Raw genomic sequence first — 24246 nt, 5'->3', positions numbered from 1 at the left:
TGATACTCTCTTTTAGTATAGAGTTGCTATTATCTTAAGTAGAAAAATAGTTTTAGAACAGAAAGGAATAATTAATGGAAATTAAAATTAAAAACAAAATAAAAGTAGGCGATCAAACGGAGATTATCGAAGAAATCCACACTTGTGAGGTTATGGAAAAAGGAGATTTTACTTATCTTGTTCACCATAATTCCGAGAAAGAAAAAGTGGTTATTAAGTTGAATCAGGAAGAGTTGGTGATGACACGCTTTTCTAATCCTAAATCCATTATGCGTTTTTCGGCTAAGGTACCTGCCTTAGTCCACATTCCGACGCCCCTTGGTACCCAGCATTTTCTGACAGATACTAGTCTATTCGCCCATGACCCGAATGGACAGACAGTTGATATTCATTATCAATTGAAACATCCAGAAACAGAAGACGTTTTTGCTGATTATGAATTAGAGGTTTCTTGGTTTTAATTTTTGAAAAAATAGAATCATTTTGCTTGAATAAAGAATCATTTTGCTTGAATAAAGAATAATTTATGATAAAATGTAAAGTATAAATAAGGGAGTAGCAGGCGACTGTAATCATGAGATTTGATTAACAGTTGCGATTATGTCGTCATTACGAAATTTCACATTTCCGGCATATTCTTAAACAGCGAGACTTGTTTTTAATTAAACAAGTCTCTTTTTGTATAATTTTTTATATAAAAAGAGTCTTGTTAGCCATTTTTCCCTATAGAGAAGGAGGAGATTATTTTGTCGAAAGAACAAAGTAAAGCCTTGTTTTATACACAAGGAGAGGAAGAAGTCCTAAAAAGCTTGGACACTTCCATTGATGGTTTGTCTACTGCACAAGCCAAGGAACGATTGGATGCCTATGGCTATAACGAATTGGATGAAGGTGAAAAACGCAGCCTCTTGTCAAAATTCATCGATCAGTTTAAAGATTTGATGATTATCATCTTGCTTGTCGCTGCTGCCCTTTCTGTTATTACAGAAGGTATGCATGGTCTGACCGATGCCTGCATTATTTTAGCCGTTGTTGTTTTGAATGCAGCCTTTGGTGTTTATCAAGAGGGGCAAGCAGAAGCGGCTATTGAAGCTCTTAAAAACATGTCAAGCCCTCTGGCTCGTGTGCGTCGTGATGGCAATGTGGTTGAAATTGATTCACGCGAGTTGGTTCCTGGAGATATCGTCTTGCTTGAAGCTGGTGATGTTGTTCCAGCTGATATGCGTTTGCTCGAAGCTGCCTCACTTAAGATTGAAGAAGCTGCCCTTACAGGTGAATCTGTTCCAGTTGAAAAGGATATTACTGAGACGGTTGAAGCAGAGGCGGGTATCGGTGACCGTGTGAATATGGGTTACCAAAACTCAAACGTTACTTACGGTCGTGGTACTGGAGTGGTTACCAATACTGGTATGTATACTGAAGTTGGTAAGATTGCTGATATGCTAGCTAATGCGGACGAATCACAAACGCCGTTGAAGCAAAGCTTGGAGCAATTGTCTAAGACTTTGACTTATCTTATTATTGCTATTGCCTTAGTGACATTCTTGGTTAGTGTCTTCATTCGTGGTGAACAGCCCCTTGAAGGTTTGATGGTTGCCGTTGCTCTTGCCGTCGCAGCGATTCCTGAAGGTTTGCCTGCCATTGTAACGATTCTCTTGTCACTTGGAACAACAACTCTTGCCAAACGCAATTCGATTGTTCGTAAATTGCCAGCTGTTGAGACTCTTGGTTCAACTGAGATTATCGCATCAGATAAGACTGGTACCTTAACCATGAACCAAATGACTGTTGAAAAAGTCTATACAAACGGTCAATTGCAAAGCGCTGCTACAGAACTTGGTGCTGACAATACAACCCTTCGTATTATGAACTTTGCCAATGATACCAAGGTGGACCCAGATGGTAAGCTAATCGGGGATCCAACGGAAACAGCCCTTGTTCAATTTGGTTTGGACCACAACTTTGATGTCCGTGACGTCTTGAAATCAGAGCCTCGTGTGGCAGAGTTGCCATTTGACTCTGACCGTAAACTCATGTCTACTATCCATAAGGAAGCGGATGGTACATACTTTGTAGCCGTCAAGGGTGCGCCTGACCAATTGCTCAAACGTGTGACTCGTATTGAAATCAATGGTGAGGTTCGTCCTATCACGGATGAAGATAAACAAGCTATCCTTGCGACTAATAAGGACTTGGCAAAACAAGCTCTTCGTGTCTTGATGATGGCTTATAAGACAACGAATGATATTCCTACCTTGGAATCTGAGGTTGTTGAGTCTGATTTGATTTTCTCAGGCTTGGTAGGTATGATTGACCCAGAACGTCCTGAGGCGGCAGAAGCTGTTCGTGTCGCTAAAGAAGCGGGTATCCGTCCAATTATGATTACAGGTGACCACCAAGATACGGCAGAAGCTATTGCCAAACGTCTTGGAATCATCGATCCAAATGATACGGAAGATCATGTCTTTACTGGCGCTGAGCTTAATGAGCTTTCTGATGAAGAATTCCAGAAAGTCTTCAAACAGTACTCTGTCTATGCGCGTGTGTCTCCTGAACACAAGGTTCGTATCGTCAAGGCTTGGCAAAATGATGGCAAGGTTGTTGCTATGACAGGTGACGGGGTTAATGATGCACCATCACTTAAAACAGCTGATATTGGTATCGGTATGGGAATCACAGGTACAGAGGTTTCTAAGGGAGCTTCTGATATGGTCCTTGCCGATGATAACTTTGCGACAATTATTGTTGCCGTAGAAGAAGGGCGTAAGGTCTTCTCAAATATTCAAAAATCAATCCAGTACCTCTTGTCAGCCAACATGGCCGAAGTCTTTATTATCTTCTTTGCCACACTGTTTGGTTGGGATGTGCTTCAACCAGTACACCTTCTCTGGATTAACTTGGTAACAGATACCCTTCCAGCCATCGCTCTTGGTGTTGAGCCAGCAGAGCCAGGTATTATGACTCATAAACCTCGTGGACGTCAATCGAACTTCTTTGATGGTGGTGTCTTCGGTGCTATCATGTATCAAGGTGTTTTCCAAACTATCCTCGTTCTTGCAGTATATGGTTGGGGTCTTATTTTCCCAGAGCACCATACACAAGCAGAAATTCATGCGGATGCCCTTACAATGGCTTTTGCAACACTTGGATTAATCCAGTTGCTCCATGCCTTTAACGTTAAATCTGTGTATCAATCAGTCTTTAAAGTTGGTCTCTTTAGAAACAAGACTTTCAACTGGGCAATTCCAGTAGCCTTCGTTCTTTTGATGGCAACTATTGTAGTGCCTGGGTTTAATAACCTCTTCCATGTGTCACACCTTAGTTTGACACAATGGCTTGCAGTTATTGTAGGTTCTTTCTTGATTGTGGTATTGGTTGAATTAGTCAAAGCTATTCAACGTGCCCTTGGTAAGGATAAGGACGCTATTTAAGACATAAAGTCAGAGATAATGGTCTCTGGCTTTTTCTTATCACATCTTGAATTCAGGAGGAGTCTTGTTTATAATTGAAGAGAAATGATCACAAGTTAAGGAGAAGGCCATGAACGAGACTATTAAGACACAACTCAATCACCGTAGCATCCGTCAATTTAAACCTCTAGCTTTGACACGAGAAGAAGTTAACCTTTTGGTTGATGTTGCAAGACATACAGCAACGAGTAATTTTAGACAGTCCTATTCGATTATCAGTATTACTGATGAAACATTGAAGGAAGAAATTGCAGAGATTGCTAATCAACCCTATATTCCAAATGCTGGGCATCTTTTTGTATTTGTTGTGGACCAAAGACGTAACACACTGATTGCAGAGGCAAAAGGCGCTGAAGCCTTGGTCCAAGGTAGTCCTGAACGCTTTATTTCGGCCTTCTCGGATGCTATGATTGCTGCTCAAAATGTGGTAGTAGCTGCTGAGAGTTTAGGTATGGGAACAGTTTACCTTGGTAGTATCTTGAATGATAACGCTAAACTTTCAGAGCTTCTCAAACTGCCAAAGTATGTCTATCCAGCAGTAGGATTAGCAGTTGGTTGGCCAGATCAAGAACCGCAGCTTAAACCTCGTTTACCCCGTCACGTCATCCATATGGAAAATTATTATCGAGACTTAGAACATCCCTTAGAGGAGCTAAAAAATTACGACGCTGAAGTTCATGAGTATTATGACCTTCGTGATCTCAATAACAGAGTTGATGAATTTACAACACAGATTGCAAAGACAATGGATCAATCCGTTGCCAATCGTGCGAATACCTTGAAGGACCTTCAAAAGCAGGGATTTTTCACCGACTAAAAAACGACTCCTAAAGAGTCGTTCTACAAATCAAATAGTGTCATGGATGAAAGGAACTCATTTGCCAGTTCCTTTTTTTCATATTCTAAAAACTCCGACCGTTTCTTGACCAGGTTGTAACGTTTGGAGAGGTTCCATGTTCCAGTAGGATTGAGTTCAGGGTGATTGGAAACAAAGTCGATGGTTAAATCCCATTCTCGTCGGTATCCAAGAGGACGCGAGTGATAGGTTACGCCATCAATAGTTACCGTCCCATAACTGCGGTGGGCATGACCAAAAACAACATCTTTAACGCCATGCTTGGCGAAAATCTGGTGGAATTTTTCCGAGCCTAAGTAGGCATTAAAAGGTGCAAAACGCTGATGCGTCATGGTAAAGCGGCTGTGAGGAACAAAATGCATGGCAACTATAAGGTTACTAGTGTCTAACTCACTTAAGACATTATCTAGCCTTTTAAGACTAGTTTGACAGATATCAGGATCAGTCCCCAATCGTTTAAGTCGTCGGTCGAACCAAAGTTGTTTCTTACGTTTAAGAATCTTATCTAACGTTTCATCTGAATAGGAATAGTCATACCACCCATGAAAAGCCAATAATGTCTTACTACTTAAATTTATCACCTGAAAATCAAGATTATCAATAAGGTTATCTTCTAAATCAAGCATATCATGATTGCCTAAATTATAGGTGACCTTGACCTCCTTAGACAGTTTTCGTAGAAAGGGTTTTGTGTCGATAAAATAATGGTTAGAAATATCACCAGCGATATGGAGATGGCTAACCTCTTGATTTTTTAGGCAATTTATAAGCGTATCGATTTCATATGTTTCAAAGTGATTCAAATCAATATGTAAATCACTCATTACTGCAAGTCTTGTCATAAAAATATTGTAACAAAAAGGGAAAGGCTTGTCTTTAAACGAAGATGATGGAAAATACTTGCTCTGGGACTACATTTTCATTATGATAAGAATATGGATATCAAATTAGAAATACAAAAGATGGCCAAGGAGATTGGCATTTCAAAAATTGGTTTTACTACCGCCGATGATTTCGCCTATCTGGAAAAATCCCTTCGACTTGGTGTCGAAGAAGGGCGAACAACAGGTTTTGAACATAAAAATATTGAAGAGCGTATTTATCCTAAGTTGACCTTGGAATCAGCTAAAACCATCATTTCCATTGCAGTTGCCTATCCGCATAAGCTGCCACAACAACCCCAAAAAACGGAATATAAGCGTGGCAAAATCACTCCAAATTCATGGGGTCTAGATTATCACTATGTTTTGCAGGACAAACTAAAACGCCTGGCAGAAGGCATTGAAAAACTGACGGAAAACTTCGAATATAAAGGTATGGTGGATACTGGAGCCTTGGTCGATACAGCAGTGGCCAAGCGAGCTGGTATTGGCTTTATCGGAAAGAATGGACTAGTTATTTCGAAAGAATACGGGTCCTACATGTATCTTGGCGAGCTTATCACTAATCTAGAGATTGAACCAGACCAAGAAGTTGATTATGGTTGTGGGGATTGCCGTCGTTGTCTGGATGCCTGTCCGACATCTTGTCTCATCGGCGATGGGACTATGAATGCCCGTCGTTGCCTATCCTTTCAAACACAGGATAAAGGCATGATGGATATGGAGTTTCGAAAGAAGATAAAGACTGTTATCTATGGTTGTGACATTTGTCAGATTTCCTGTCCATATAACAGAGGTATCGATAATCCACTGGCTTCGGACATTGATCCTGAGCTTGCCATGCCCGAATTACTTCCTTTTCTTGAGCTGACCAACAAATCCTTCAAGGAGAAATTTGGGATGATTGCCGGTTCATGGCGCGGGAAGAATATTCTTCAACGTAATGCTATTATTGCCTTGGCTAACCTACATGATCGCAATGCTATTGTCAAACTGATGGAGATAATTGATAAGAATAATAATCCCATCCATACAGCGACTGCCATTTGGGCTCTCGGTGAGATTGTTAAGAAACCCGATGAGGCTATGTTAGATTACATGAGGGAACTGTCACCTAAGGATGAAGAATCCCAAGCAGAGTGGGAGCTTGTGTGTGCAAAATGGCAAATTTAAGTGATTTATGCTAGAATTAAGCATAATACTATAAAATGGAGGAAACCTATCCATGGAAGTGGCAGAAATTCGCCAAAAAATCTCTGAAAATCAAGAGAAGCTCGTGAGCTTCGGGAGGTCTCTTTGACTTAGATCGTTTGGAAGAGGATATTGCGCTCCTCGAAAACCGAATGACTGAGCCAGATTTTTGGAATGATAATATTGCAGCTCAAAAGACTTCACAAGAGTTAAATGAGCTCAAAATGAAATACGAAACTTTCAACAATATGCAAGAACTCTCTGACGAGACAGAGCTTTATTTAGAAATGTTGGAAGAAGATGATAGTGTTCAAGAAGAGCTTGAAGAAACACTCGAAAAACTTGATAAGATTATGACAAGTTACGAGATGACATTGCTCTTGTCTGAACCATATGACCATAACAATGCCATCCTGGAAATTCACCCAGGCTCTGGTGGGACAGAAGCTCAAGACTGGGCTGATATGTTGCTCCGTATGTACCAACGTTATGGAAACGCCAAAGGTTTCAAGGTCGAAACTTTGGATTATCAGGCGGGTGATGAGGCTGGAATCAAATCTGTAACTCTTGCTTTTGAAGGACCTAATGCTTATGGTTTCCTCAAGTCAGAAATGGGTGTCCACCGTTTGGTTCGTATTTCACCATTTGACTCTGCCAAACGTCGTCATACCTCATTTACATCTGTGGAAGTCATGCCTGAATTGGATGATACCATTGAAGTTGAGATTCGTGATGATGATATCAAGATGGATACATTCCGCTCAGGTGGTGCTGGTGGTCAGAACGTCAACAAGGTTTCTACAGGTGTGCGTTTGACCCACATTCCAACAGGTATTGTTGTAGCTTCAACGGTCGACCGTACACAATACGGAAACCGCGACCGTGCGATGAAGATGCTTCAAGCTAAGCTCTATCAAATGGAGCAAGAAAAGAAAGCAGAAGAAGTGAATGCTTTGAAAGGTGATAAGAAAGAAATCACTTGGGGAAGCCAAATTCGCTCATACGTTTTCACGCCATATACCATGGTTAAAGATCACCGTACAGGCTATGAAGTTGCCCAGGTTGATAAGGTAATGGATGGGGATATTGAAGGCTTCATCGATGCCTACCTCAAGTGGCGTATGGAAGAATAGTAACGATATACTATTTTCAAGTATTTAGATACTCTATCTCAATGAAAGGAAGGCTTCAGCTATTTTAGTAGTTGAATACTGACATTATGGCTCTTATTGAATTAAAAGATGTTACTAAGAAGTATGATAAGTCAACAACAGCCCTTAGACACATTGATTTGTCTGTTAACTCTGGGGAGTTTGTTTACTTAGTCGGCCCTTCTGGTGCTGGTAAATCAAGTTTAATTCGCTTGTTCTACCAAGAAGAAAAATTAACGAGTGGCTCTATGAAGGTTGGAGAGTTTGATTTAACCCGACTTCGTAAGAAAGATGTTCCACTCTTGAGACGTTCTATTGGAGTTGTTTTCCAGGATTATAAACTCCTTCCAAAGAAAACAGCTTTTGAAAACGTTGCATATGCCATGGAAGTTATTGGTGAGAAACCTCGTCATATCAAGAAACGGGTGACAGAGGTTCTCGAGTTGGTTGGTCTTAAACACAAGATGCGTTCATTCCCAAATCAATTGTCTGGTGGTGAGCAACAACGTGTCGCTATTGCGCGTGCTATCGTCAATAATCCAAAAGTGTTGATTGCAGATGAACCAACAGGGAACTTGGACCCAGAGATTTCATGGGAAATTATGCAAGTCCTTGAACGTATTAACTTGCAAGGGACTACCATTATAATGGCAACCCATAACTCAACTATCGTTAATAACCTTCGTCATCGTGTCGTAGCGATTGAAGAAGGACGTATTGTTCGTGATGAAGAGGAAGGAGAGTACGGTTACCATGATTAGACGCTTTTTCCGCCATTTAGGAGAATCGATTAAGAATCTCAAACGTAATCTATTGTCGACACTTACGGCAGTATTTTCGGTAATGATTGTTCTTTCACTTTTAGGTGTCTTTGGATCTGTTATCTTAAATACGCAGAAATTGGCTTCAGATATTGAAAAGAATATTCAGGTCAATGTCTACTTGGATCCTGATTCATCAGATGCCTCGAAAACAGTCAAAGAACTTTCTGGACAGATTGTTGCTAATAAAGACTACCATAAGATTTATGATGCTTTGACCAAAATCAAAGGTGTAGATAAGGTTACTTTCTCTAGTAAAGAAGAGCAAAAGAAACAACTGATTGAAACAATGGGTTCAAGTTTTGAGACAGCTACTGGAGATGCCAACCCTCTTTCAGATGTTTACATCGTCCAAACGAAATCACCAGATGATGTGAGTCGAGTTGCCAAGGAAGCAAAAGCCATTCAGGGTGTTGATAATGCTAACTTTGGTGGCTCAGATACTGAAATTCTGATGTCCACTATGAAACGTGTTCAATTTTGGGGAATCATTGCCACAGCACTCTTAACTATTGTGGCTGTCCTATTGATTTCAAATACCATCCGTATTACCATTATGTCACGTGCGACTGAAATTCAAATCATGCGTTTGGTAGGTGCTAAGAATTCATATATTCGTCGTCCCTACTTGATGGAAGGTGCTTGGATTGGAGCACTTGGTGCCATCATTCCTTCTGGGCTCATTTATCTTTTGTATCACATGGTTTACTCATCTTTGAATCCAGATTTTGTCAAAGGTGGTATTTCGATGTATGATCCAGAGTGGTTTGTCTATGCGGTTATCGGAACCCTCTTTGCAGTCGGTATTATTATCGGTTCGATTGGGTCACGTATGGCAATGCGCCGTTATTTGAAATACTAAGAGATTAAAGGAGAACTATTTTGGTTCTCTTTTTGTTTGTCCGGAGGTTCAGAAAAGCAGATTTTCAACTATATCTCAAAATCGTCTGCTCAAAGCCCAAATCCAATCCCATATTTGGTATAATATTTAAAAAACATTGGAAAAGAGATGCATTATGACAAAGTTAGCTACCATTTGTTATATTGACAATGGAAAGGAGCTTTTGCTCCTACATCGTAATAAAAAGCCTAATGATGTTCATGAAGGAAAGTGGATTTCTGTCGGGGGAAAACTAGAAGCTGGAGAGACACCAGATGAATGTGCTCGTCGTGAAATTCTCGAGGAAACACATTTTACAGTGACTGAGATGGATTTTAAAGGTATGATTACCTTTCCAGAATTTACCCCTGGTCATGATTGGTACACCTATGTCTTTAAGGTAACTGGTTTTGAAGGAGAACTCATCTCAGATGAGGAGTCTCGTGAAGGAACGCTTGAATGGGTACCATATGATGAGGTCTTATCTAAACCAACTTGGGAAGGTGACTATGAGATTTTTAAGTGGATCCTTGAAGATAGACCATTCTTCTCTGCAAAATTTAGCTACGATCGTAACCAGAACTTGGTAGATAAAACTGTAACATTTTATGATAAATAGGGAGGAACTATGAAGCGTAAAAAAACAGAAAATTTTTCAGAAACATGGTTTTTTAAGTGGATATTGAATAATCAGGCTGTCGTAGCTTTTTTCATCTTACTTTTGATTGGTTTGACGGTTTTTATTTTTACCAAGATTAGTCCCATTTTTTCACCCGTCATCCAGTTTATGACCATTATTATGTTGCCATTGGTTATTTCCATGCTCCTTTATTATTTAATAAAACCTTTGGTACTACTTGTAGAAAGAACGGGATTGAGTCGAACCATGTCTATCTTGGTCATCTACGCTATACTTGGCTTGCTCTTGGTTTGGGGGATTTCAACAGCTATTCCAAGCTTACAAAATCAAATTTTGATCTTGATACGAAATGCACCATCATATATTGCACGTGCCAATAGTGAAACGGAACGTTGGATTAATCTGCCTATTCTTTCTAACTTCCATGGTGATTTAGAGTCCATGCTTAGTGATTTCTCAGCGAGAATGGTCAATTATGCTGAGAACTTTTCTTCATCGGCTTTGACATGGGTTGGAACTTTTGCGAGCACAGTAGCAAGGGTGACAGTAGCTATCATTTTGGCACCTTTCATTCTCTTCTACCTTTTAAGAGATAGCCAAAAGATGAAACATAGCTTTGTCTCAGCCTTACCAACTCGCTTTCGTGAAACTACTGTTCGTATGCTTTCAGATATTAATAGTCAGCTCGAAGGGTATGTTCAAGGCCAGGTTACAGTCGCTATTGTTGTTGCCATCATGTTCTGTATTATGTTTAAGATTGTAGGTCTTCGATATGGTATGACTTTCGGTATTATGGCAGGTTTTCTAAACATGGTTCCTTATCTGGGAAGCTTTCTTGCTATGGTACCAGTTATAATCATGGGACTGGTGCAAGGACCCGCTATGTTGATCAAGGTCCTCATCATTTTCTTCATTGAGCAAACTATTGAGGGACGTTTTGTTTCTCCACTCGTTTTGGGGAATAAACTAAGTATTCACCCGATTACCATTATGTTCATTCTCTTGACAGCAGGTTCTCTTTACGGTGTTTGGGGCGTCTTATTGGGGATTCCAATTTATGCCTCTGTCAAGGTTGTTGTTAGAGAGATTTTTGATTGGTACCGTTCTGTAAGTAATCTTTATCAAGATGATTTAGAAAATGAAGGACAAAAAGACGATGTTAAATAGTGAAAAAATGGTTGCCTCTATTGGAAACCAAGATTTAGACCACGCAGACAAATATTTTAAAAAAGCTTTACGAGAGGACCCTGCAGAGGTTCTTGTTGAGTTGGGCCAATACTTAGAATCTATTGGTTTCTTACCACAGGCACAGGAAATTTATGAAAAAGTTCGCTTTGATTTTCCAGAGGTTAATGTCAATCTAGCACAAATTGCTGCCGAAGATGGTGATATTGAAGAGGCTTTTCTCTATTTGGATGTCATACCTGAAGAATCTGACGACTATTTGTCTGCTTTAATTGTAAAGGCTGACCTCTACCAAATGGAGGGCTTAACTGATGTGGCACGTGATAAGTTGTTGGAGGCAAGTCAATTATCAGATGACTCATTGATTATTTTTGGTTTGGCTGAGATGGAGTTTGAACTTGGAAATTTTGAACAAGCAATTCATTACTATGCTAAATTAGATAATCGTGACCTTCTTGCGATGACTGGCGTTTCTACTTATGAACGCATTGGTAAGGCTTATGCCAGTCTTGGAAAGTTTGAAGCTGCTCGTGAATTTTTGGAAAAAGCTATTGAAATTGAGTATGATGATACCGTTGCTTTTGAGTTAGCCACTTTGCTCTATGATCAAGAAGAGTATCAAAAAGCTAATTTTTACTTTAAGCAGATAGAAACCATGTCTTCTGACTTCGAAGGTTATGAGTATATTTACGCCTTGTCGTTACATGCAGAACATAAAACCGAAGAAGCTTTACGAATGGCACAACAAGGGATTTCTAAAAATGCCTTTGATGTTCAATTACTTTTGCTAGCGTCACAGTTATCCTACGAGTTGCATGACACTCAATCTGCTGAATCTTATTTGAAGCAAGCCTTGCCATTGGCTGAGGACCAAGATGAGATTATCTTACGTTTAAGTACGCTCTATTTGGAAGAAGAACGTTACGAGGATCTAGTGGCTTTAGCCGATTATGAAGTTGATTCTGTTTTGGCTCGTTGGAACATTGCCAAGGCCTACCAAGCACTTGATGATGAAGAAGAAGCTTTTCAAATCTATCAAGATTTGGCTAAAGATTTATCTGAAAATCCTGAATTCCTCCATGATTATGCATATATTTTGCGTGAATTTGGTTACAGGGATCAGGCGCGTGCAACGGCTGAAAAATACCTTGCTTTAGTTCCAGATGATGTCAATATGCAAACATTTTTTGAGGACTATTAAGCTGTGAAACGTTTTAATCATTGGTTTTAAGAGAGGGAGAGATACATTGAGCTTGCTCACTCCCTCTTTTTTTATTTCTCTATTTATGTTATGATTTTATTAGAACCCATAAGGAGTGAGTATGGTTAAGAGAGATTTAATTCGAAATATTATCATAGCAGTTCTTGCCATTGTAGTGATTTTGTTGTTGAGAGCTTTTGTCTTCTCAACACACCGTGTGACTGAAGGTCAGGCTAATGACTATATTCATGCTGGTGACTATGTTACTTTCAATAAAAATGTTGAGCCTCAGAAAAAAGATTTTATTCTTTATACAGTTAATGGTAAAGAATACATTGGGCGTGTTATTGCTGATGAGGGTAAGAGCGTGACAGCTATGGATGATTTCCTTTATGTTAATGATAAGTCAGTTGACGAAGCCTATATTAGTAAGGGTAAATCAGCTTATTTAGCGACAGTTTCACCTGGGAATTTCTTCACTGATGATTTTTCCATTGCAACATTGACAGATAATAAACAAACTAAGATTGAAAAGGGGCAGTACCTTGTACTGAACGATAATCGTCGTAATACAGATGATAGTCGTAAGTTTGGTCTCATTGACAAAGATCAAATTAAAGGTGTTATCTCTTTCAGATTGTATCCTCTATCACGTTTTGGTTTCGTTGATGTCGATTAATATTTCAATACTACTAAAAAAGCTAGGAACTTTTGATAAGTTTCTAGCTTTTTTTGCGAATAAATTGGTGATGGTTCATATTATGACGTTATGATACTGATAGTTTCATCGTTTTAAAATGAATTAGCAGAAATTGTAAGTAGAGAAGGAAATTAAGATGCAATTAGGATTTCATTTTGGATTTAAGAAAAGTAAAGCTTATGGATTGTGCGGTGTCATGTTGACAATCTTATTTTTAGGAATGTCTGGTCATTCGGCGAAAGCAGATGAAATGTTGTCGTCAACTGATACATCTTCATCTTTGAAAGAAAGTACTGATAATCAAGCGGCAAGCTATTCTGAAGTAGGAGTACACGATGATTCAACGAGTCAAATGAATCTACAAAGTGAAGAGGTATTAGAGGAGAAGCAAACAAGTCTGGAAGATTCTTCAAAAATAGCTGTCTTAACCAATAGTTCTGTGACCACAAGCTCTTATCAAGAGGCAGATGATCTTAGCGAAATTGATCAGAATCAACGTCTTTTTCTTAGTGCCATTAAGCAAGGAGCCATGGATGGAGCCAAGGAAGGAATCCTTCCATCTATCACGGCAGCGCAAGCTATTCTAGAAAGTGGTTGGGGAAGCTCTGAACTTGCTAAGGTTCCCAACAATAATCTTTTTGGCATTAAAGATTCAGAGGACTGGCATGGAGAAATAGTAACTGTACCTACACAGGAATATCTTAATGGTGACTATATCACAGTCAATGCTGCTTTTCGAAAATATGCCTCATGGAATGATAGCGTAGTAGACCATGCAAAATTTTTTACGAGTACCGAGTGGCGAAAAGACAATTATCGAAAAGTTGTGAATGAAACAGATTATCGCATTGCGGCTCAAGAACTGAAGAATGCAGGATATGCGACAGATCCAAGTTATCCAGGGAAACTTATCCGTTTGATCGAGGCCTATAAACTTTATGAATGGGATGCAATGTGTAATAATTCCATTTCTACCGTAGAAAATGAAGGAGTAGAGAGTCAATATCCTAAAGCTGACCTTGCTATCACTGGTCTCAACAATGCTACTGGTAGCTATGATCTTGTTATCTCAAACTTGATTGCGCCACGTGGCTTCAAAGAAGTCCTAGTTCCAACTTGGTCAGAAAAGAACGGTCAAGATGATATCATTTGGTACAAGGCAGCTAAGCAAGCTAATGGAGACTATAAGGTAACTGTTCGTTCAAGCAACCATAAAGGTGATAGCGGCCTTTATAATTCTCATGTCTATTTGGTTGACAATGATGGTAAATTCATTGGCTTAGGTGGCAAACAAGTGACACTTGATATCACTAAAACTCAAGGAACACTGACTATTACCAATAATGATAAAAATCGTGGAACTTTTGACGTTCTTATCACCAATCTGACGAATTCAAGCGGTATTTCAGGTGTGGTTATCCCAGTCTGGTCTGAGCAAAATGGTCAGGATGATCTTGTTTGGCATAATGCCACAAAACAGGATGATGGTTCCTACATGGTGACTATTTCAGCTAGTCAGCACAAGTGGAATTCAGGCAAGTATATCGTTCATGGGTATATTGTTGATGCTTCAGGTAAAAATATCGGTTTTGGGGCAACTTCCGCTGATGTGGTGGCACCTAAGAAAATCGGTTCGGCATCAAGAGGAAACTACGATGTTTTGAATAAGATTGTCTATCTAGATGCTGGTCATGGTGGCTATGATCCAGGTGCTTCTTACTTTGGTATTTCTGAGAAGAGCTTGACTTTGGCCATCCAAAGCCGTGTGAAAGCTAAACTAGAATCAGAAGGTTATCAAGTCGTGACCACACGTACCAGCGATACCTATGTTGATTTGACGGATCGCTCTCGTGCAGCTAATGCTTCTGAATCGGATATCTTCGTAAGTATCCACATCAATGCTTCAGGAAGTTCAGCAGCACAGGGGATTGAGACCTATTATTACCAACCTTATGCAGAATACCCATCACGCATTAATGCGACCTACCATGCTAATCCGACTCGTTTGAGTATGAGTGACACTTTGGCCAATGCCATCCAGTCCAGCCTTATTAATGCGACTGGCGCTCAAAACCAGGGCGTGAAACGTCAAACCTTTGCAGTCTTGCGTGAAACGACAGCGCCAGCAGTTCTCCTTGAACTTGGCTTCTTGTCAAATCCTCAAGAAGCCGCTCGCTTGAATACCTCTGCTTATCAAGAGACTTTAGCTAACGCAATTGTGGCAGGGATTAAGTCTTACTACGAAAAAGAATCTAAAGTTTAAGTTATACGGTTAACCCATCAATATGATGGGTTTTTATGCTATAATTGAGGTAAATACTAAATACAACTAAAGGAGTGCTTATGGGCTACGATTTACTCTTAGAGCGTTTTTTACGTTACGTTAAAATCAATACACGTAGTGACGAAAATGCGACAAGAACACCAACAACACAAAGCCAGGTAGATTTTGCTTTGAAGGTTCTAAAACCAGAATTAGAAGAACTAGGTTTAAGTAACATCCATTATTTGGAAAGTAATGGTTACCTAGTGGCAACCCTTCCGGCTAACGACGACCAGTTAACACGTAAGATTGGTTTCATCTCTCATATGGATACTGCTGATTTTAATGCAGAAGGTGTGTCACCTCAAGTCATTGACTCTTATGATGGAGGTATCATACCCCTTGGAAGTTCAGGTTATAACCTAGATCCAGCAGATTTTCCAAATCTCAAGAATTATGTCGGTCAGACACTTATTACGACAGATGGCACAACTCTTCTTGGAGCTGATGATAAGTCTGGTATTGCTGAGATTATGACAGCCTTGGCTTATTTGAAGGCTCATCCTGAAATCAAACATTGTGAGATTCGTGTAGGCTTTGGTCCCGATGAAGAAATCGGAATTGGCGCAGATAAATTTGATGTCGATGATTTTGATGTTGATTTTGCCTACACAGTTGATGGTGGCCCATTGGGTGAATTACAGTATGAAACCTTCTCTGCTGCGGGAGCAGAACTTACCTTCCATGGACGTAATGTTCACCCTGGAACAGCAAAAGACCAAATGGTTAATGCCTTGCAGTTAGCAATTGATTTCCATAATCGGTTACCAGCGGAAGAACGCCCTGAGTTGACAGATGGCTATCAAGGTTTCAACCATCTTCAAACCATGACAGGTACCGTTGAAGAAGCAAAATCTTCTTATATCATCCGTGATTTTGAAACAGAGTCTTTTGAAAATCGTAAGGCAACTTTCCAAAAGATTACTGACGAAATGAATAAAGCTTTTGGTCAGATACGAGTTGATTTGGTACTCAAAGATCAATACTATAATATGCGTCAGGTTATTGAAAAAGATATGACGCCTGTTGAGTTGGCTAAAGGAGTTATGGAGGAATTGGATATTACGCCAGTTATTGAACCCATTCGAGGTGGAACAGATGGTTCAAAGATTTCATTTATGGGTATTCCAACTCCAAACCTTTTTGCTGGGGGCGAAAATATGCATGGTCGATATGAGTTTGTTTCCTTGCAGACAATGGAAAAAGCCGTAGATGTTATTCTTGGAATTGTCAGTAAACCTTAATAGAGCTTGCTAAATACTGATTTTATGGTAAAATTAGAAGTAATGGAGGTGCTGAGATGATTAAAATTTTCGGCAAGTATCGTTACCATTGGCAACCCGAATTATCTTGGCTAATCATCTACTGGTCTTTAGCCATTACGCCAATCTTTATTGCGGCGGCTCTTCTGTTCGAGTTGTACTCGGTGCCCTCACATATTTTGATGCTCTTCACTATTTTCGTTGCCTTGTTTGGTTTAGGATTCCATCGTTACTTTATTATTGAAGATCATGGGATTCTGCGTATTGTTTCTTTCAATATTTTTAAACCACGCAAAGTGAAAATTAGTGATATTGAAAAAGTCGAAGTTATTAAAACTGGCTTGAGCCTTATTTTTAAAAATGGTAAAAAACGTCAGTTTTATATGAGAAAGTGGCCAAAGAAATATTTCTTAGATGCTTTAGCGCTTCACCCTGATTTCAAAGGTGAGGTAGAGCTATTGGATCATATGACCAACTTTGATTACTTTGCCTTTTATGAGGAATCAAAAAAAGCCCTCAAGCTTAAACTTCGCAAATAAGGGCTTTAGTGGGACAAGACTTGACAGCAGTCAAAGTCTCAGGGGTGTTTTCAATAATTTGATTGAGTTGGTCGCTATCTCTGAACCTAACAATTCCTTCGTCATCATAATCGAAGACGGGAGAGTAGGTTTGGCACAAACCACAAGCGATACATTTTTCTGGAATTAATGATACTTTCATAGTATTATTTTAAAATAGATTTATTGTTTTTACAAGGAGAATATCATGAGTAAAAAACCATGGGAAGATAAGGTTTCTGACGAAGAGTTGGAAGAAGTAGTTGACGCTGATTTTCTAGATGATGAAGATGAGTTTGAGGATTATGAAGAAGAGGATGTAACTCCTTCTGATGAAAAACGCGAAAAAGGTGGCGGCTTCATTAATTCATCATTCTTGACAGTCTTGCTTGGATTGTTCTTTGTTATTGTTGTATGTATTTTGTTCTTTGTTTTCTATACTTCAAATGTCGGTGGAAACAAAACTGCGGAATCTAAGGAATCATCTGGATTCTACTCATCATCAACTAGCAAAGTTGTTAAATCTTCATCTAGCAAGAAAGACTCAAACAAAGATGAGGAAAGTGAGAAATCTAATACAGAAAAATCTTCAAAAGAGAAATCATCTTCAACTAAAGCATCAAGCTCTTCTAAACATGTAGTAAAAGAAGATGCAACTGAGTCACCTGAGACAACACCATCAAGCGCTACGGCAGCAGCAGATGGTTCATCAATTGTTGTTCAATCTGGTGAAGGTGCTGGTTCAATCGCCGCACGTGCAGGTATTTCTGTAGATGAATTGGAACGTCTTAACCCTGATCACATGACAAATGGTTACTGGTATGCTAACCCAGGTGACGTCGTTAACGTTCAATAATTTTTAAAGCAAAGGAACATCATGAAAGATATTAGAATTGCTATTGATGGTCCTGCGTCAAGTGGAAAAAGTACAGTAGCCAAGATTATTGCAAAAAATCTTGGCTATACTTATCTTGACACAGGTGCCATGTACCGATCTGCAACTTATTTGGCCTTGCAGAATGGTTTAACTGAGGAAAATGTACCAGAAATTTTGGAGCAACTATCTCAATATCCGATTTCATTCGGAAAAGCAGCAGATGGTAGTCAGCAAGTTTATGTAGGTGATGTCGATATTACACACCCAATTCGTGATAACCAAGTTACAAATAATGTTTCTTGGGTCGCAGCTATTCCTGAAGTGCGTCAAGAACTCGTTGCGCAACAACAACGTATCGCTCAAGATGGGGCTATTATCATGGATGGTCGTGATATCGGGACCGTAGTTTTGCCTGATGCAGAACTCAAGATTTTCTTGGTTGCTTCAGTTGATGAACGTGCAGAACGTCGTTATAAGGAAAATATCGAAAAAGGTATCCCTGCTGACCTTGAGACTCTAAAAAAAGAAATTGCTGAACGTGACTATAAAGATAGTCATCGTAAGGTGTCACCTCTTAAACCAGCGGAAGATGCCATCACTTTTGATACTACAGGTGTGTCTATTGATGGTGTTGTGGAATTTATTCAAGAAAAAGCAAAAAAAATTATTGACAAAGGATGACTCACTTGTTATACTATTAACAATGAGAAAAGCAGAAGTGAGAACTTCTCGCCTTGCGACTTAGGTTGTCTGGCCCAACATGTCAAATCCCTCTAGGGATATTATGTGTGCGGGCTTGTATATCAAGTCCGCTTTGTTTTTCTCTAAAAAAATAAAGAGGTGAAGATCATAGCTAAGAAAGATCTATTCATTAACGATGAAATTCGCGTTCGCGAAGTTCGTCTTGTTGGTCTTGATGGTGAACAATTGGGAATTAAACCATTGTCAGAAGCACAAGCTATTGCAGATGATGCAAATGTTGACTTGGTTCTCATCCAACCACAAGCTACGCCACCTGTTGCGAAGATTATGGACTACGGTAAGTTCAAATTTGAGTATCAAAAGAAACAAAAAGAACAACGTAAAAAACAAAGCGTTGTTACCGTTAAGGAAGTTCGTTTGAGTCCAGTTATTGATAAAGGTGACTTTGAAACTAAACTTCGTAATGGCCGTAAATTCCTTGAAAAAGGAAACAAGGTTAAAGTTTCTATCCGATTTAAAGGTCGTATGATTACTCACAAAGAAATCGGAGCTAAGGTCTTGGCGGAATTTGCTGAAAAAACGCAAGATATTGCGATTATTGAGCAAAGAGCGAAGATGGATGGACGTCAAATGTTCATGCAACTTGCACCAATTCCTGACAAAAAATAATTGTCAAACTAACACTATTTTAAGAGGAGAATTTTAAAATGCCAAAACAAAAAACACACCGCGCATCAGCTAAACGTTTCAAACGTACAGGTTCAGGTGGATTGAAACGCTTCCGTGCCTTCACATCTCACCGTTTCCACGGTAAAACTAAAAAACAACGTCGTCACCTTCGTAAAGCGTCAATGGTACATTCAGGTGACTTTAAACGTATCAAATCAATGCTTTCACAAATGCGTTAATTCGCTACAAGCATTACAAATTAACTAAACTAGAATTAATTCGGAGGAATATATAAATGGCTCGTGTTAAAGGTGGCGTTGTATCACGCAAACGTCGTAAACGTATATTGAAACTTGCTAAAGGTTACTATGGTGCAAAACACATCTTGTTCCGTACTGCAAAAGAACAAGTAATGAACTCTTACTACTATGCATACCGTGACCGTCGTCAAAAGAAACGTGATTTCCGTAAACTTTGGATCACACGTATCAATGCGGCAGCTCGTTTGAATGGTTTGTCATACTCACAATTGATGCACGGTTTGAAATTGGCTGAAATCGAAGTTAACCGTAAAATGCTTGCTGATTTGGCAGTTAACGATGCAGCAGCTTTCACAGCTCTTGCAGATGCAGCTAAAGCAAAACTTGGTAAATAAGAATTAAGGTGGGTCTTACCCATCTTTTTTTGTGGAGGTAATCATGATTCGTTTAGCAAAATTTGAAGATATTCCAAGATTACAGGAGTTATTGGAGCAGATTCTTATTGTTCATCATCAAGCGCGCCCTGATGTTTTTAAGTCAAAAGGCAGTAAATTTACAGATGCAGAGTTAGAAGCAGTAATTAATGACTCAAAAAAACCTGTGTTTGTGTACGAGGATGACGAAGGGCGTATCTTGGGCCATCTTTTCTTAATGATTAAAGAAGAAACTGAAAATGATGGTCCACAAAAGGCTGTTAAGACTCTTTTTATTGATGATTTATGTGTTGATAAGGAAGCTCGAGGTCAAAAATTAGGAGAAAAGCTTTACCAATTTGCCTTGGACTATGCTAAGGAGCTAGGTTGTTATAATCTGACACTTCACGTATGGAATGATAATGCAGGTGCTCTACGTTTTTACGAACGTTTAGGTATGAAACAGAGATATACAGAAATGGAAACTATCCTAAAATAATACGTTTTCATGAGAGAAATTTAACTTACGAGGAGAAAATATTTTTGATATGCTAAAATAGAACTTTTAGAAATGGAGAATTTTAATGCCTCGTAATTTTAAAGAAGCTTTGCTTTTTACGTTTTTGATGTGTGGGATGATGGTCTGTGGGATGAGTCTCTGGAATCTTCTCATCCTTGATTGGACTGGAGTAGTTCCCTTTGCTTGGGGTCACTTTTTCCAAGGTTATCTTCCTGGATTTGTGGTTGCTTTCTTACTTGATATGCTTTTGGTGGGACCACTAGCCAAAACAATAGCATTTGCAATTTTGCATAAAGTAAAAGCCCATGATAAACGATGGGCAAAGATTTTAGTGATTTCTGGAACCATGGCGCTATTCATGGTAACGTTTATGTCATTCTATGGATTAGTTTACAACAGTCAGTCGGTGACGCTATTATCCTATGGTCGTGCTTGGTTGACAAATGTTATCATGGCTTTACCACTTAATTTTCTAGTGGTTGGTCCAATCTCACGTTTTATCTTGGGAAAACTACAAAAACCATTGCCTGGTGAAGAAGTCGTTGAGAATTTTGACGACGATGATGAATTACCAACGATAATATAAAAAAACTGGAGTTTGTTTCCAGTTTTTTTATATCAAAAGCAGCCACGGATGTGACTGCTTAATGATGATTAGTTTTTCTTCTTCATTTCACCATGTGGGTAGTAAGTTCCCTCTGGCATATCATTAATGAAAACGTGAATGGCTTCTTTAGGTGCTTTGGCAACACGTGATACAACCTCAGTAACTTCGCGAGCAAGTTCGATTTTTTGTTCTTCAGTACGACCTTCAAAGAGATCAATCTTTACAAATGGCATAATGCATCTCCTTAGTTTTGATAGTCCTATTATAGCATTAATGAAGAGAATATTCTAAAGTTTATGGAAATTCTTGAAATGACATTATCGAGATGCTACAATGTGCTGATTCCTAATAGGAGGGCCTAAAGTATAAAGAGCTAGATAGTCAAGAGCTTTACCTCTTAACTGATATAAATGCTATTACTTTAGATTCGAGTGTTCCTGATTTAGGAATTTTTCACATTCTATTAAAGATGGTATGAAGTCTTTTGACATTCGGTAAGGGATTGCATTTTTTATTGGCTTTGTTTATAAGGGATGAAAACTCTTACTAAAAATGGTAAAATAGTGCTAACTAGAGACAGTAAGGAGTAAATTATGACAATTGATTTTCGTGCCGAAGTTGATAAGCGCAAAGATGCCTTGATGGAGGACCTTTTTGGTCTTTTGCGTATTAACTCAGAACGTGATGACAGTAAGGTTGATGATAAGCACCCATTTGGTCCTGGACCAGTAAAAGCTTTGGAACATTTTCTTGCTTTAGCTGAACGTGATGGTTATAAAACTCGTAATATTGATAATTATGCTGGTGACTTTGAATTTGGTCAAGGTGATGAAGTATTGGGTATCTTTGCACACTTGGATGTAGTTCCAGCTGGGAGTGGTTGGGATACAGATCCTTATGAACCTGTAATCAAAGATGGCAAACTTTATGCTCGTGGGTCATCAGATGATAAAGGCCCAACAATGGCTTGTTACTATGCCTTGAAAATTATTAAAGAACTCGAGCTTCCAGTATCTAAGCGTGTGCGTTTCATTGTTGGTACTGATGAAGAATCTGGTTGGGGCGATATGGATTATTACTTCGCTCATAATGGGTTGAAAGATCCTGATTTTGGTTTTTCACCTGATGCAGAATTTCCAATTATCAATGGTGAAAAGGGTAATATTACAGCTTATCTCCATTTTGAAGGTCAAAATGATGGAGAATTTAGCCTTGTGTCTTTTAATGGTGGTTTGCGTGAAAATATGGTTCCTGAATCTGCAAGTGCAGATTTCACTGGACCTATCACTTTGAAAGAAATCGAGGCTAAATTAAAAGACTTTGTTGCTGACCAAGAGGTGACTGGTCAAGTGATTGAAGAAGCAGGTATTTTTCATGTGACTATTCATGGGAAATCTGCTCATGGTATGATGCCTCAAAATGGTATTAATGGAGCAACCTACTTGGCACTCTTCCTTAGCCAATTTGATTTTCAAGGTAATGCTAAAAAGTATTTGGATTTAATTGCTGAAACATTGCATAAAGATTTCTTTGGTGAAAAAGTAGGTCTTGCTTACACAGATCCTAAGATGGGTGAATTGACCATGAATGCTGGGGTGTTTCATTTCAATAAGGAATCAGCAGATAATACAATCGCTTTGAATTTCCGCTACCCTCAAGGGGTTGATACGGACGCTATTAAGGATGGTCTTGAAAAACTTGAAGGTCCTAAGGCAGTTAGTCTCTCAGAACATGGTCATGTGCCACATTATGTACCAGTTGATGATCCTATGGTAGAGACTCTTCTTTCAGTCTATGAGAAACAAACAGGACTTAAAGGTCATGAACAAATTATTGGTGGTGGGACATTTGGACGTCTCCTAAAACGTGGTGTTGCCTATGGAGCTATGTTCCCTGGTTATGTCAACACTATGCACCAAGCGAATGAGTTTACTGAGGTTGAAGACTTGTACCGTGCAGCTGCCATTTATGCAGAAGCTATCTATGAGTTAATCAAATAAAAAAGAGAGACAGTTTTGTCTCTTTTTTGAGGAGGAAAATATGGAAACACTCGATGAATTAACACAAGCCATTATGGCTGATGAACAAAATAAAGTTTATACGGAACAAGGTATAAAACCCTTGTTTTCCATTCCAAAAACGGCTCGGATTAATATCGTTGGACAAGCTCCTGGTATTCGTGCCCAAGAGTCTGGCCTTTACTGGAATGATCCTAGTGGTGATAATCTCAGGGATTGGATGGGGGTTTCACGCGAAGAATTCTATGAATCTGGTATGTTTGCTATTGTACCAATGGATTTTTATTTCCCAGGTCATGGTAAATCAGGTGATTTACCTCCTCGCAAAGGATTTGCAGATAAGTGGCATGAGAAAGTTCTTGCTTTAGCTCCTGATATCCAATTGACGATTTTAGTAGGTAATTATGCACAGCATTACTATTTACATCAAAAATCGTCAGCAAAATTAACAGATACAGTTAAGCATTACAAAGATTATCTACCAGAGTTTTTCCCTCTCGTTCATCCTTCTCCTCGAAATAATATTTGGCAAGCAAAAAATCCATGGTTTATGGAAGAAGTAGTTCCAGATTTGAAGGCCTTGGTCAAAAAAATCTTAAGTCGATGATGTCTGATATCTGCACTTGGATTGTCATTTGGTATTGTTTCAAATCAATGAAGCAACTATCAGAACATACCCAAATATTGTAAAGATTTTAGCCCTTTGGGGCTTTTTTTGATGGTTTAATAAATTATTCGGGAAAAATAATTAATAAAAAATCTAATATTAAACTTATCTACAGCCACTTAATTCTAATTTTCAGAAGAAGTAACATATAAAAGATACTGTCAATAATTATGTGTAAACACTCAAGTAGAGTTGAAGAATGTTAATCAAATTAGCTTTCAAGTGTGTCAGAACATTGGCCAAACCCTTTATAGATGCGTTGACTTTGCTTGAAATTATAATCTTCAAACAGGATAACTAAATAACGTTCCAGAGCCTCCTCGTTAGGGAAAAGAACCTGCTTTTTCGTTTGACGTTTGATTTCTTTGTTAAGAGACTCAATGAGGTTTGTCGAA

At 39.0% G+C, this 24246-nt stretch carries 27 protein-coding genes and 1 other annotated feature; of the genes, 23 read left to right on the top strand and 4 right to left on the bottom strand.

From position 1 onward, the window contains the following. Window positions 1-74 precede the first annotated feature (74 nt). From AX663_RS00435 to AX663_RS00425, 3 genes are all read left to right on the top strand, one after another. A complete protein-coding gene (locus AX663_RS00435; protein ID WP_049545096.1) occupies window positions 75-461 on the top strand; it encodes a DUF1934 domain-containing protein in 387 nt (128 codons plus the stop codon). A 285-nt stretch (window positions 462-746) separates the two neighbouring features. After that, complete coding sequence (locus tag AX663_RS00430) at window positions 747-3431, top strand: cation-translocating P-type ATPase (RefSeq protein ID WP_060972411.1); 2685 nt, start codon at window positions 747-749, stop codon at window positions 3429-3431. Between the two features lie 109 nt (window positions 3432-3540). Then, a complete protein-coding gene (locus AX663_RS00425; protein ID WP_060972410.1) occupies window positions 3541-4287 on the top strand; it encodes an NADPH-dependent oxidoreductase in 747 nt (248 codons plus the stop codon). 23 nt (window positions 4288-4310) lie between these two features. Here the strand turns inward: AX663_RS00425 and AX663_RS00420 are convergent, their stop codons facing one another. Further along, window positions 4311-5168, bottom strand: coding sequence for a metallophosphoesterase (locus AX663_RS00420; protein WP_060972409.1), 858 nt, complete (start codon window positions 5166-5168; stop codon window positions 4311-4313). Window positions 5169-5261: 93 nt separating this feature from the next. Here AX663_RS00420 and queG point away from each other — a divergent pair, with 93 nt between their 5' ends. The 11 genes from queG to AX663_RS00365 all read left to right on the top strand — a co-directional run bounded on the left by queG (window position 5262) and on the right by AX663_RS00365 (window position 17100). After that, window positions 5262-6380 carry a tRNA epoxyqueuosine(34) reductase QueG gene (queG, locus tag AX663_RS00415; RefSeq protein WP_049554308.1) on the top strand — a complete coding sequence of 373 codons (1119 nt, stop codon included), beginning with the start codon at window positions 5262-5264 and terminating at the stop codon, window positions 6378-6380. Window positions 6381-6432: 52 nt separating this feature from the next. Continuing rightward, window positions 6433-7531 (top strand): peptide chain release factor 2 gene (gene prfB, locus AX663_RS00410; protein ID WP_096833329.1). Its coding sequence is split into 2 segments (ribosomal slippage): window positions 6433-6504 and window positions 6506-7531, totalling 1098 coding nucleotides; the frame shifts between segments, so codons are not numbered across the junction. An 86-nt stretch (window positions 7532-7617) separates the two neighbouring features. Beyond that, entirely contained in the window at window positions 7618-8310 is a 693-nt protein-coding gene (ftsE, locus tag AX663_RS00405; protein WP_013990672.1) for a cell division ATP-binding protein FtsE, read from the top strand. Further along, window positions 8303-9232 (top strand): permease-like cell division protein FtsX, encoded by a 930-nt coding sequence (ftsX, locus tag AX663_RS00400; protein WP_003092823.1) that lies wholly within the window; start codon window positions 8303-8305, stop codon window positions 9230-9232. Before ftsE ends, ftsX begins: the two co-directional genes overlap by 8 nt. 154 nt (window positions 9233-9386) lie before the next feature. Further along, the gene (locus AX663_RS00395) at window positions 9387-9869 is read left to right on the top strand and encodes an NUDIX hydrolase (RefSeq protein WP_037597740.1); all 483 of its coding nucleotides are present in this window, start codon (window positions 9387-9389) and stop codon (window positions 9867-9869) included. A gap of 9 nt (window positions 9870-9878) precedes the next feature. Next, window positions 9879-11057: an AI-2E family transporter gene (locus AX663_RS00390; protein ID WP_038675906.1), complete on the top strand. Its 1179-nt coding sequence runs from the start codon at window positions 9879-9881 to the stop codon at window positions 11055-11057. Next, on the top strand, window positions 11047-12276 hold the full coding sequence (locus AX663_RS00385; protein WP_038675907.1) for a tetratricopeptide repeat protein: 1230 nt from the start codon (window positions 11047-11049) through the stop codon (window positions 12274-12276). The genes AX663_RS00390 and AX663_RS00385 overlap by 11 nt, the downstream gene beginning before the upstream one ends. Window positions 12277-12397: 121 nt before the next feature. After that, on the top strand, window positions 12398-12955 hold the full coding sequence (gene lepB, locus AX663_RS00380) for a signal peptidase I (RefSeq protein WP_037597744.1): 558 nt from the start codon (window positions 12398-12400) through the stop codon (window positions 12953-12955). Window positions 12956-13112: 157 nt separating this feature from the next. Beyond that, window positions 13113-15239 carry an N-acetylmuramoyl-L-alanine amidase gene (locus AX663_RS00375; protein ID WP_060972408.1) on the top strand — a complete coding sequence of 709 codons (2127 nt, stop codon included), beginning with the start codon at window positions 13113-13115 and terminating at the stop codon, window positions 15237-15239. An 80-nt stretch (window positions 15240-15319) separates the two neighbouring features. Next, window positions 15320-16543 carry a peptidase T gene (gene pepT, locus AX663_RS00370; RefSeq protein ID WP_049553721.1) on the top strand — a complete coding sequence of 408 codons (1224 nt, stop codon included), beginning with the start codon at window positions 15320-15322 and terminating at the stop codon, window positions 16541-16543. Window positions 16544-16599: 56 nt separating this feature from the next. Next, window positions 16600-17100, top strand: a complete 501-nt coding sequence (locus tag AX663_RS00365; protein WP_002890860.1) for an EbsA family protein — start codon at window positions 16600-16602, stop codon at window positions 17098-17100. On the opposite strand, the gene AX663_RS10195 is transcribed toward AX663_RS00365, so the two are convergent. Next, a complete protein-coding gene (locus tag AX663_RS10195) occupies window positions 17084-17281 on the bottom strand; it encodes a ferredoxin (protein WP_002890861.1) in 198 nt (65 codons plus the stop codon). The two genes, AX663_RS00365 and AX663_RS10195, sit on opposite strands and share 17 nt — an antisense overlap. Window positions 17282-17326: 45 nt before the next feature. Here AX663_RS10195 and AX663_RS00360 point away from each other — a divergent pair, with 45 nt between their 5' ends. The 7 genes from AX663_RS00360 to AX663_RS10875 all read left to right on the top strand — a co-directional run bounded on the left by AX663_RS00360 (window position 17327) and on the right by AX663_RS10875 (window position 21145). Then, window positions 17327-17974: an SAG1386/EF1546 family surface-associated protein gene (locus AX663_RS00360; RefSeq protein WP_049553722.1), complete on the top strand. Its 648-nt coding sequence runs from the start codon at window positions 17327-17329 to the stop codon at window positions 17972-17974. Window positions 17975-17995: 21 nt separating this feature from the next. Further along, window positions 17996-18676 carry a (d)CMP kinase gene (gene cmk / locus AX663_RS00355; protein WP_049553723.1) on the top strand — a complete coding sequence of 227 codons (681 nt, stop codon included), beginning with the start codon at window positions 17996-17998 and terminating at the stop codon, window positions 18674-18676. Window positions 18677-18699: 23 nt separating this feature from the next. Next, window positions 18700-18822: a sequence feature (ribosomal protein L20 leader region), on the top strand. 13 nt (window positions 18823-18835) lie between these two features. Next, window positions 18836-19366: a translation initiation factor IF-3 gene (gene infC, locus AX663_RS00350; protein ID WP_002885108.1), complete on the top strand. Its 531-nt coding sequence runs from the start codon at window positions 18836-18838 to the stop codon at window positions 19364-19366. Window positions 19367-19404: 38 nt separating this feature from the next. Next, window positions 19405-19605, top strand: coding sequence for a 50S ribosomal protein L35 (rpmI, locus tag AX663_RS00345; protein ID WP_002885093.1), 201 nt, complete (start codon window positions 19405-19407; stop codon window positions 19603-19605). A gap of 56 nt (window positions 19606-19661) precedes the next feature. Next, complete coding sequence (gene rplT / locus AX663_RS00340; protein ID WP_000124830.1) at window positions 19662-20021, top strand: 50S ribosomal protein L20; 360 nt, start codon at window positions 19662-19664, stop codon at window positions 20019-20021. A gap of 43 nt (window positions 20022-20064) precedes the next feature. Then, window positions 20065-20538, top strand: coding sequence for a GNAT family N-acetyltransferase (locus tag AX663_RS00335; protein WP_060972407.1), 474 nt, complete (start codon window positions 20065-20067; stop codon window positions 20536-20538). Between the two features lie 85 nt (window positions 20539-20623). After that, complete coding sequence (locus AX663_RS10875) at window positions 20624-21145, top strand: hypothetical protein (RefSeq protein WP_002890867.1); 522 nt, start codon at window positions 20624-20626, stop codon at window positions 21143-21145. 68 nt (window positions 21146-21213) lie between these two features. On the opposite strand, the gene AX663_RS00325 is transcribed toward AX663_RS10875, so the two are convergent. Then, window positions 21214-21399, bottom strand: a complete 186-nt coding sequence (locus AX663_RS00325) for a 4-oxalocrotonate tautomerase (RefSeq protein ID WP_002885057.1) — start codon at window positions 21397-21399, stop codon at window positions 21214-21216. Between the two features lie 360 nt (window positions 21400-21759). On the opposite strand from AX663_RS00325, the gene pepV reads away from it, so the two are divergent. Beyond that, window positions 21760-23166, top strand: a complete 1407-nt coding sequence (pepV, locus tag AX663_RS00320; RefSeq protein ID WP_060972406.1) for a dipeptidase PepV — start codon at window positions 21760-21762, stop codon at window positions 23164-23166. Between the two features lie 40 nt (window positions 23167-23206). Further along, window positions 23207-23791 carry a uracil-DNA glycosylase family protein gene (locus tag AX663_RS00315; RefSeq protein ID WP_060972405.1) on the top strand — a complete coding sequence of 195 codons (585 nt, stop codon included), beginning with the start codon at window positions 23207-23209 and terminating at the stop codon, window positions 23789-23791. A 271-nt stretch (window positions 23792-24062) separates the two neighbouring features. Here the strand turns inward: AX663_RS00315 and AX663_RS00310 are convergent. Beyond that, window positions 24063-24246, bottom strand: a 184-nt coding sequence (locus AX663_RS00310) for a transposase (RefSeq protein ID WP_197414195.1), incomplete at its 5' end; no start/stop codon positions are given.

The organism is Streptococcus sp. CCH8-H5 (assembly GCF_001556505.1).
Taxonomy (GTDB): Bacteria; Bacillota; Bacilli; order Lactobacillales; family Streptococcaceae; genus Streptococcus.
This window is presented reverse-complemented; position numbering and strand designations above follow the sequence as displayed.

What these genes read in the sequence shown, in the direction of transcription:
- queG (WP_049554308.1), top strand. Translation starts at nt 5,262, where the DNA reads ATGGATATCAAATTAGAAATACAAAAGATGGCCAAGGAGATTGGCATT.
- AX663_RS00385 (WP_038675907.1), top strand. Translation starts at nt 11,047, where the DNA reads ATGTTAAATAGTGAAAAAATGGTTGCCTCTATTGGAAACCAAGATTTA.
- pepV (WP_060972406.1), top strand. Translation starts at nt 21,760, where the DNA reads ATGACAATTGATTTTCGTGCCGAAGTTGATAAGCGCAAAGATGCCTTG.
- cmk (WP_049553723.1), top strand. Translation starts at nt 17,996, where the DNA reads ATGAAAGATATTAGAATTGCTATTGATGGTCCTGCGTCAAGTGGAAAA.
- rpmI (WP_002885093.1), top strand. Translation starts at nt 19,405, where the DNA reads ATGCCAAAACAAAAAACACACCGCGCATCAGCTAAACGTTTCAAACGT.
- AX663_RS00360 (WP_049553722.1), top strand. Translation starts at nt 17,327, where the DNA reads ATGAGTAAAAAACCATGGGAAGATAAGGTTTCTGACGAAGAGTTGGAA.
- AX663_RS00335 (WP_060972407.1), top strand. Translation starts at nt 20,065, where the DNA reads ATGATTCGTTTAGCAAAATTTGAAGATATTCCAAGATTACAGGAGTTA.
- AX663_RS00395 (WP_037597740.1), top strand. Translation starts at nt 9,387, where the DNA reads ATGACAAAGTTAGCTACCATTTGTTATATTGACAATGGAAAGGAGCTT.
- AX663_RS10875 (WP_002890867.1), top strand. Translation starts at nt 20,624, where the DNA reads ATGCCTCGTAATTTTAAAGAAGCTTTGCTTTTTACGTTTTTGATGTGT.
- pepT (WP_049553721.1), top strand. Translation starts at nt 15,320, where the DNA reads ATGGGCTACGATTTACTCTTAGAGCGTTTTTTACGTTACGTTAAAATC.
- AX663_RS00390 (WP_038675906.1), top strand. Translation starts at nt 9,879, where the DNA reads ATGAAGCGTAAAAAAACAGAAAATTTTTCAGAAACATGGTTTTTTAAG.
- AX663_RS00435 (WP_049545096.1), top strand. Translation starts at nt 75, where the DNA reads ATGGAAATTAAAATTAAAAACAAAATAAAAGTAGGCGATCAAACGGAG.
- AX663_RS00375 (WP_060972408.1), top strand. Translation starts at nt 13,113, where the DNA reads ATGCAATTAGGATTTCATTTTGGATTTAAGAAAAGTAAAGCTTATGGA.
- AX663_RS00420 (WP_060972409.1), bottom strand. Translation starts at nt 5,168, where the DNA reads ATGACAAGACTTGCAGTAATGAGTGATTTACATATTGATTTGAATCAC.
- AX663_RS00365 (WP_002890860.1), top strand. Translation starts at nt 16,600, where the DNA reads ATGATTAAAATTTTCGGCAAGTATCGTTACCATTGGCAACCCGAATTA.
- AX663_RS00315 (WP_060972405.1), top strand. Translation starts at nt 23,207, where the DNA reads ATGGAAACACTCGATGAATTAACACAAGCCATTATGGCTGATGAACAA.
- AX663_RS00325 (WP_002885057.1), bottom strand. Translation starts at nt 21,399, where the DNA reads ATGCCATTTGTAAAGATTGATCTCTTTGAAGGTCGTACTGAAGAACAA.
- AX663_RS00425 (WP_060972410.1), top strand. Translation starts at nt 3,541, where the DNA reads ATGAACGAGACTATTAAGACACAACTCAATCACCGTAGCATCCGTCAA.
- lepB (WP_037597744.1), top strand. Translation starts at nt 12,398, where the DNA reads ATGGTTAAGAGAGATTTAATTCGAAATATTATCATAGCAGTTCTTGCC.
- ftsE (WP_013990672.1), top strand. Translation starts at nt 7,618, where the DNA reads ATGGCTCTTATTGAATTAAAAGATGTTACTAAGAAGTATGATAAGTCA.
- ftsX (WP_003092823.1), top strand. Translation starts at nt 8,303, where the DNA reads ATGATTAGACGCTTTTTCCGCCATTTAGGAGAATCGATTAAGAATCTC.
- AX663_RS10195 (WP_002890861.1), bottom strand. Translation starts at nt 17,281, where the DNA reads ATGAAAGTATCATTAATTCCAGAAAAATGTATCGCTTGTGGTTTGTGC.
- rplT (WP_000124830.1), top strand. Translation starts at nt 19,662, where the DNA reads ATGGCTCGTGTTAAAGGTGGCGTTGTATCACGCAAACGTCGTAAACGT.